Raw genomic sequence first — 7,816 nt, forward strand, 5'->3', positions numbered from 1 at the left:
CTCCACTTCGACCCACCCCAACCCCTCCCTTCCAGGGAGGGGCTGAAATCCGCCCAACCTGCTCCCCTACCTGAAAGGGAGGGGCTGGGGGTGGGTCGAGGCGGCGCGCAACGGCCGAACTCAGAACCCCCGCGAAACCCCCGTTACACCAAAGCGCTTTGTCGCACGCGCCCCCGCTGCTATCGCCCGGCAATGCCCCATCTCTATCTGGTCGACGGTTCCGGCTATATCTTCCGCGCCTATCACCGCCTGCCACCGCTGACGAACAAGCATGGCGAGCCGGTCGGTGCGGTCTATGGCTATACGACGATGTTGTGGAAGCTCGCCGATGAGCTCCACAAGGCGGAGGGGCCAACGCATATGGCGGTGGTGCTCGACAAAGGCAGCCATTCGTTCCGCAACGACCTTTACGACGACTATAAGGCGCACCGCCCGCCGCCGCCCGAGGATCTCGTCCCGCAATTCCCGATGATCCGCGACGCGACCCGCGCCTTCTCGCTCCCCTGCATCGAGGAGGAGGGGCTGGAGGCGGACGACATCATCGCCAGCTACGCCAAGGCCGCGCTGGCCCAAGGCTGGTCGGTGACGATCGTCTCGTCCGACAAGGATCTGATGCAGCTGATCGAGCCCGGGCTCGACCTGTACGACACGATGAACAACCGCCGCCTGAACGCGCCGGAAGTGGTGGAGAAGTTCGGTGTCGGCCCGGACAAGCTGGGCGATGTGCTCGCGCTGATGGGCGACAGTGTCGACAATGTGCCCGGCGTCCCCGGGGTCGGGCCCAAGACCGCCGCGAAGCTGATCCTGGAGCATGGCGACCTGGAAAGCGTGCTCGCCGCTGCGCCCGCGATGAAGCCGGGGAAGCTGCGCGACAATCTGATCGACCATGCCGAAATGGCGCGCCTCTCCCGCGTGCTGGTGACACTGAAGAGCGACGCCCCGCTCGCCGAGCCGCTCGACGCGCTCGAGCTTCAGGGCATTCCCGAGCCGCCGCTGCGCGCCTTCCTGGAGCATCACGGCTTCAAGTCGCTGCTGGCGAAGCTGGGCGCGGTCGCCGATCCGCCGGTCGCTTCGCCCACCTCGGTCGCGGCCGAGGACGATCCGCCCTGCGACCATGACGGTTATGAAACCGTCGTCACCGAGGAAGCGCTCGACGCCTGGATCGCGGCGGCGCGGGCGCAAGGCTATGTCGCGGTCGATACCGAGACGACCGGGCTCAACGCCGCGCGCGCCGAGCTGGTGGGGGTCAGCCTCGCGCTCGCGCCCAACAAGGCATGCTACATCCCCGTCGGCCACGGCGCGAAGGACATGTTCGCCGAGGAATGGCCTCAGCTCGATCGCGACGTGGCGCTCGCCAAGCTGAAGCCACTGCTCGAGGACGAAAGCGTCCTCAAGATCGGGCATAATCTGAAATATGACATGGTCGTGCTCGGCCGCTGCGGCATCGACGTGGCGCCGCATGACGACACGATCCTGATGAGCTTCGCGCTCGACGCCGGGCTCCACGGCCACGGCATGGACGAGCTGGCGCTGGCGCACCTCTCGCACCAGTGCATCGCTTACAAGGACGTGGTCGGCACCGGCAAAAGCCAGCGCGGCTTCGGCGAGATCGACCTGAAGAGCGCCACCCGGTACGCAGCCGAGGATGCGGACGTGACGCTCCGGCTCTGGCGCCGCTTCAAGCCGCGCCTGCCCGCCGAAGGCGCGACGCGGGTGTATGAGATGGTCGATCGCCCGCTCCCCCCGGTGATCGCCCAGATGGAGCGGCACGGGATCAAGGTCGACGCCAAGCGGCTCGCCGAGCTGTCGGCGGAATTTTCGGGCCAGATCGCACGGCTCGAAACCGAAATCCACGCGGTCGCGGGCGGCCCCTTCACCATCGGCAGCCCCAAGCAATTGGGCGATGTGCTGTTCGAGCGGATGGGTCTGAAGGGCGGGCGCAAGGGCAAGTCGGGCGTCTATTCGACCGACGCGAGCGAGCTGGAGCGGATCGCCGCCGCCAAGGGCACGGCCGGCGCAGAACTCGCCGCGAAAGTGCTCGACTGGCGCCAGCTGACCAAGCTCAAAAGCACCTATACCGATGCGCTCCAGGCCGAAATCAACCCCGCGACCGGGCGCGTGCATACGAGCTACGGCCTCACCGGCGCGCAGACCGGGCGCCTCTCATCGAACGACCCGAATCTGCAGAACATTCCGATCCGCACCGAGATCGGCCGCCAGATCCGCGATGCGTTCGTGGCCGAACCCGGCCATGTGCTGCTCGCCGCCGACTATTCGCAGATCGAGCTGCGCCTGGCGGCGCACATGGCCGACGTACCGGCGCTGCGCGAGGCGTTCGCGAGCGGGGCGGACATCCATTCGATGACCGCGCAGGAACTGTTCGGCGAGGTGAATCGCGACACGCGCGGCCGCGCGAAGACGATCAACTTCGCGATCCTCTACGGTATTTCGCGCTGGGGCCTGGCCGGCCGGCTCGACGTGACGCCGGACGAGGCGCAGGCGATGATCGATCGCTATTTCGAGCGTTTCCCCGGCATCAACCGCTACATCGCCGAGACGATCAGCCGGGCCAAGGAAACCGGCTACACCGAGACGCTGTTCGGCCGGAAGACGCATTTCCCCCGGCTGCAATCGAAGAACCAAGCCGAGCGCCAGGGGTCCGAACGCGCCGCGATCAACGCACCGATCCAGGGGACCAGCGCCGACATCATCAAGCGCGCGATGGTGCGCATGGGGCCGGTTTTGGCAGCCGAAGGGCTGCACGACGTGAAGATGCTGCTCCAAGTGCATGACGAACTGGTGTTCGAGGTGCCCGAAGCGCTGGTCGACGCCGCCAAGCCGGTGATCGAGCGGGTGATGGCTACCGCCGCCGAACCGGCGGTGGTGCTGAGCGTGCCGCTGGGCGTGGAGATCGGGGTCGGCCCGAGCTGGGGCGCCGCGCATTGAGCGACGCGAAGGGGGCGACACCACCGGACGACATTGCGACGCTCGCCAAGGGCGGGCGGACCAATGTGCTCGGCTTCATCCTGCGCTTGCTCGCGCGCGTGCCGTTCCTGTTCGTGGCGGGGCGGCTTTATGGCGCGGAGACCGTCGGGCGGTTCGCGCTTGCGGTGGTGGTGGTGGAACTCGCCGCGCTGCTCGCGACGCTCGGCATGAAGCGCGGCCTCGCCCAGGCGCTTAGCGAGGCCGAGCGGCCCCACGCGCATGTCGCCTGGGATGCGCTGGTGGTGGCGCTGCTCGCCTCGGTCGCGGCGAGCGCCTTGCTCTTCGCTTTCCCGCACATCATGTACCCCAGCGAGCCGCCACACGGCGTCGCGCGCTTCCTGCCCGGCATCGTGTTCGCCATCGCCTGGTCGGACGTGAGCCTCGCCGCGCTCGCCTATCGCCGCAACCTGCGCGCGACGGTGACGGCGCGGGCGATCATCGAGCCCTGGACCATTTCGATCGCGGCGGTGGTGCTGTGGCCGATCGCCCGGCATGACGGGCTGGAGCTGAGCTATATGCTCTCGATGCTCGCGGCGGTGGTCGCCTCGATGGTGCCGTTCGTGCGCAGCTATGGCCTGCCGCGCGGCTGGACACCCCGGCTCGCGACGATCACCGCGCTCGCCTGGCGCAACGTGCCCCTCGCCGGCGCCGACGCGATCGAATGGGCGACGCGCAACGTCGATCGCTTCATCCTGGGGCAGCTGTTCGCGCCCTCCATCGTGGGCGTTTATTACGTCGCACAGCAGATCGCCTCGCTCCCTGGACGACTGAAGACGAGCTTCGATCCGATCCTTGGCCCGGTGATTACCCAGAGCCTTGCGGTGGGCGACCGGGCCGCCGTCGCCAGCCAGGTACGCCAAGTGGGGTTCTGGATCATGGCGGCGCAGGGGTGCCTCGCGCTGATGGGCTGCATCCCGGGCGAGGCGGTGATGGGCACGGTGGGTCCGCAATTCGTCTCGGGCACCGCCGCGCTGGCGTTCCTGTTGATCGCAGAAGTGCTGGCGGCGACCGCTTCGGTGAGCGAATCCGCGCTGGTTTATGTCGCGCGGCACCGCAATCTGCTGATCTCGGCGACGATGCTGGGCGTGCAGATCGGCCTGAGCTTCGTGCTAATCTATGCAATGCGGGCGCTTGATTATCCGCCCGATTATCAGGCGGCAGGGCCGGCGCTCGCGTTGATGCTGTCGCTGGCGCTCACTTCGCTCATCAAGTCGCATCTGCTCGCCCGGTTGCTGGGCGCGCGCGTGTCGGGGTGGCGCTGGCAACTCGCGGGGGCCGCCCTGGTCGCGATCGCGGTGGGTACTGTGTTCACCTCGCTCCCACACCGCTTCGAATGGGCCGAACTGGTCTTCGGCCTGCCGGCGATCGCCGCGAGCTATTTGCTGGTGATCTGGCGCTTCGCCTTCGGTCCGGCGGACAGGGCGCTGTTCAAGCGGATGCCGGGCGCGCGTTAGAGTCTGGATCTACGCGACTTCCAAATCGGCGGCCGATTCAATCTGGGTCGCCGTCACTGTAGTATGAGAACCACGAGAGTTCCTGGAGATATGGGATGAACGGCTGCTTCCGCAGACCCTCGCGACTCCCCCAATGTTCGAGCCGCCGGCGCCCATGGTGGCGGATGACGCCAAATTCCCATGACTAATCAGCCTTTCACGGCCGAGGGACTGTGGTGAAATGGTGCCCCAGAAGAGGACAAACAAGTAAAAAGCAAGTATTTTATATATTTGCTATCTACACATTTCAAAGATTGAAATGCCACTTGTCATGCCCCCAAGTCTGAATTGCTTACAAGATTTGGGTCTCTAAGCACTGTTTCAGGCACATTCATCATGTAGCACGGTGTATCGTTCCAATGCAAGTTTTTTGGTTCGATTTATTTGTGACTGTTTGTCGCAATACGTACCGGCTTTGGGTCCCCGCAATTTGATCGCGCCATGACATGGCACCTACGGCCATGAACTGCTGACCATGCTCCCCCGGTCGGAGAGCTGTCTAAAGCGGCAGGTTGATCCCCCACAGGGTATACTGCGGGTTTATACCTTAGAGGGTATAGAATGGCCAACGGAGGCAGTGATGGATCAGCTTGTAAGGCTGCCGAGGCAGCTAGGTGCAATCATCCAGAGTACGCGTGTGCGGCAGGGGATGACCCAGTCAGAGCTGGCCGACATTTCCGGCACGCAGCAGAAAACCATATCAGCCATCGAGAACGGCAGCGTCGGAGTAAAGCTCGGCACGCTGCTCCGCGTGATCGCGAGCCTCGATCTCGATATCAAGATCGGGCCGCGAGAGCGTGGCCCTTCCATCGAGGACGTCTTCTAAGGCCAATCCATATAGCTTTTGCGTCCTCGATGCCCCATTGCGTCAGGCCGCGTGCATATGATATTTTTCCTCGGACAATATTTCATCTTGTCCGATGTAAAGTATCAGAATGATCAAACTGCAGACCCAAAGGGACAAGGCCGTAGCGCTGCTCACGCAGCGAACCATGATGCGCGCATACGAACTCAAAGCGGAAGGGGTGACCGCAGCGACGCTAGCCAGAGCGGTAAGCGATGGTGAAATCATCAGGGCAGGCCGGGGCCTTTATCAGCTCCCCGATGGCGGCGACAGCGCACACATGGCCCTTGCCGAAGTGAGCAAGCGTATCCCTGACGGTGTTATCTGTCTGGTGTCGGCGCTGACCTATCACGACCTCACGGATCAGATGCCACGCCAGGTCTGGGTGGCCATCGGTGCCAAGGACTGGGCCCCGAGGGTCGATTATCCGAAGGTGCGCATCGTCCGCCTTCGCGAGCCCTATCTCGGCTATGGAATTGAGCACTACACCATCGCCGGGGTCGAGGTGGCAATCTACTCTGTCGCCAAATCGCTGGCAGACGCGTTTCGAAACGCACGGCTTGTTGATCGCTCCGTGGCAATTGAAAGTCTGCGCAGCGCGATCGAGCAGCGCAAGGCGTCGCCTGCCGAGATTGCACAGGCAGCGAAGGACTGCGGAGCATGGAAGATCATGCGCCCCTATCTCGAGGCGCTGGTGCAGAATGGCCGACTTGGCCATTTTTGGGCTCACAGGTGAGTGGACCTGATCGCATTTCGCCATGGCTTCGGAGTTGCATCAACTGAAAGCGATAGGGAGCATTGAATATTTTGATCAGCTTTCATGTTTATATATAGGCAGGTGGGGTCGATATAGCCTAACTTGCTTGTTAGAAAAAATGATGCTATTTTCTAACAGAAAGGATTGGGCAAATGGCCGCCGTTGCTGACAGCATCATCAAGCGTGTACGAGGGAAGGGGCGAGGTTGGGCCTTTACGCCCAAGGATTTCCTCGACCTCGGCACACGCGCATCCGTTGATATGGCGCTGACGCGTCTGACGCAATCCGGCCATATCCGCCGGATCGGGCGAGGCCTTTACGACTATCCTAAACTTCATGACCGTCTGGGCGCGCTGACGCCCGAGGCCGATGCAATCGCGCAGGCAGTGGCCACTCAAGGTGGCGACAAGCTCGTTCGATCAGGAGCGCAAGCGGCCAATCGCCTCGGGCTCTCCACCCAGGTCCCGGCAAAGGCAAGCTATGCGACAAGCGGGCCAACGCGCGTCAAGAAGGTCGCAGGTCGGACGATTGCGCTTAAGCGATCGCGTGCGCCCATCCTCGACAGCGCCTTTCCCCGCGCCAATGCTGTGCTGCAAATGCTGGCCCATGCCGGCAAGGCGAACGTCGATGATGATCTCATTCAGCGTCTCGCGGCGGGCATTGATGACCGCGATTTGCAGGCGCTCAGAAAGGCGCAGGCACAGATGCCAGGCTGGATGAGTGATGCCGTTTTCAAGATGAGCGCAGCGCGGCATGGATGAGTTTGCCCTACGGCCTGACGATGATCGTTTCGCATTCATCAGCGAGGCGGCTGCACGCCGCGACGTAGCGCCGATCATCATCGAGAAGGATTTCTGGGTCTGCTGGACCTTGCGCCGCTTGCTGTCGATCCCCGGCATGGCAGATACTCTGACCTTCAAGGGCGGGACCTCACTTTCGAAAGCTTACGGCATCATCGAGCGCTTCTCCGAAGACATCGATCTCACCATTTCGCGCACCGCCCCCTCCCTCGCCGAGACCTTATCCCCGATGGATGAAGGCATCAGTGGCAAGGAGCGTATGCGGCGCACGAAAGCGCTCAAGGCGGCGTCACAAAGCTATGTGGGAGATGTCATCCTGCCCTCGCTACGCGACGCGATTGCGACAGCGCTGGGCACACAGGATGGCTGGGACATTGCGCTCGATCCGGATGATCAAGATGCGCAAACCATCCTGTTCGAATACCCGGTCGTGCGAGCCTTCCGCGGATTTTTCGCCGAAAGCCTCTTCAACCCTGAAGTCTTTGATACCGGGCCGTATGGCTACATAAAGCCGCGCATCAAGCTTGAATTCGGCGCGCGGGGAAACCGAGCCGTCCGAAACGAAAACGATCGTCCCGTACATCGCGCAGGAATTCCCGACCGAGTTCTCCAGCGTCGAGGTCGAAGTGGCGACCTTGTCCGTCGCCAGAACCTTCTGGGAAAAAGTGACGATCCTGCACGCGCTATACCATGGCACCAAGCTGCTGCCGGAGATGTCCCGCCACTACTATGATACCGCCATGCTGGCGAAGAAAGGGGTGGATGCAATCGCTTTGGTCGCGCCGGAATTGCCCGCGAGAGTCGTGCTCAACAAGAGCCTCATGTTTGCCGATAACAAGGCATCCTACGAAACGGCCTTACTAGGTCCGGGACCCATAAACAGGGTTTCTATGGCGGCGGGAATGTGATTCAGCCTCCCGATTGATCGGGAGTGAGC

The 7,816-nt window shown here is 63.0% G+C and carries 5 protein-coding genes and 1 pseudogene; all 6 read left to right on the top strand.

What is annotated here, in order from left to right:
* The first annotated feature begins 192 nt into the window (after nucleotides 1-192).
* The 6 genes and pseudogenes from polA (at nucleotide 193) to K2X73_RS06325 (ending at nucleotide 7,787) form a co-directional block, all read left to right on the top strand.
* Complete coding sequence (gene polA, locus K2X73_RS06300) at nucleotides 193-2,946, top strand: DNA polymerase I (RefSeq protein WP_294109293.1); 2,754 nt, start codon at nucleotides 193-195, stop codon at nucleotides 2,944-2,946.
* Nucleotides 2,943-4,439 (top strand): oligosaccharide flippase family protein, encoded by a 1,497-nt coding sequence (locus tag K2X73_RS06305; RefSeq protein ID WP_294109294.1) that lies wholly within the window; start codon nucleotides 2,943-2,945, stop codon nucleotides 4,437-4,439. Before polA ends, K2X73_RS06305 begins: the two co-directional genes overlap by 4 nt.
* 619 nt (nucleotides 4,440-5,058) lie before the next feature.
* Nucleotides 5,059-5,304 (top strand): helix-turn-helix domain-containing protein, encoded by a 246-nt coding sequence (locus tag K2X73_RS06310; protein ID WP_294109295.1) that lies wholly within the window; start codon nucleotides 5,059-5,061, stop codon nucleotides 5,302-5,304.
* 109 nt (nucleotides 5,305-5,413) lie between these two features.
* Nucleotides 5,414-6,058 (top strand): type IV toxin-antitoxin system AbiEi family antitoxin domain-containing protein, encoded by a 645-nt coding sequence (locus tag K2X73_RS06315; protein WP_294109296.1) that lies wholly within the window; start codon nucleotides 5,414-5,416, stop codon nucleotides 6,056-6,058.
* 173 nt (nucleotides 6,059-6,231) lie between these two features.
* Entirely contained in the window at nucleotides 6,232-6,840 is a 609-nt protein-coding gene (locus K2X73_RS06320) for a DUF6088 family protein (protein ID WP_294109297.1), read from the top strand.
* A 136-nt stretch (nucleotides 6,841-6,976) separates the two neighbouring features.
* A pseudogene (locus tag K2X73_RS06325) lies at nucleotides 6,977-7,787 on the top strand (nucleotidyl transferase AbiEii/AbiGii toxin family protein).
* Nucleotides 7,788-7,816: the final 29 nt, after the last annotated feature.

Origin of the sequence: Sphingomonas sp. (assembly GCF_019746665.1) — a bacterium.
Lineage (GTDB): Bacteria > Pseudomonadota > Alphaproteobacteria > Sphingomonadales > Sphingomonadaceae > Sphingomonas.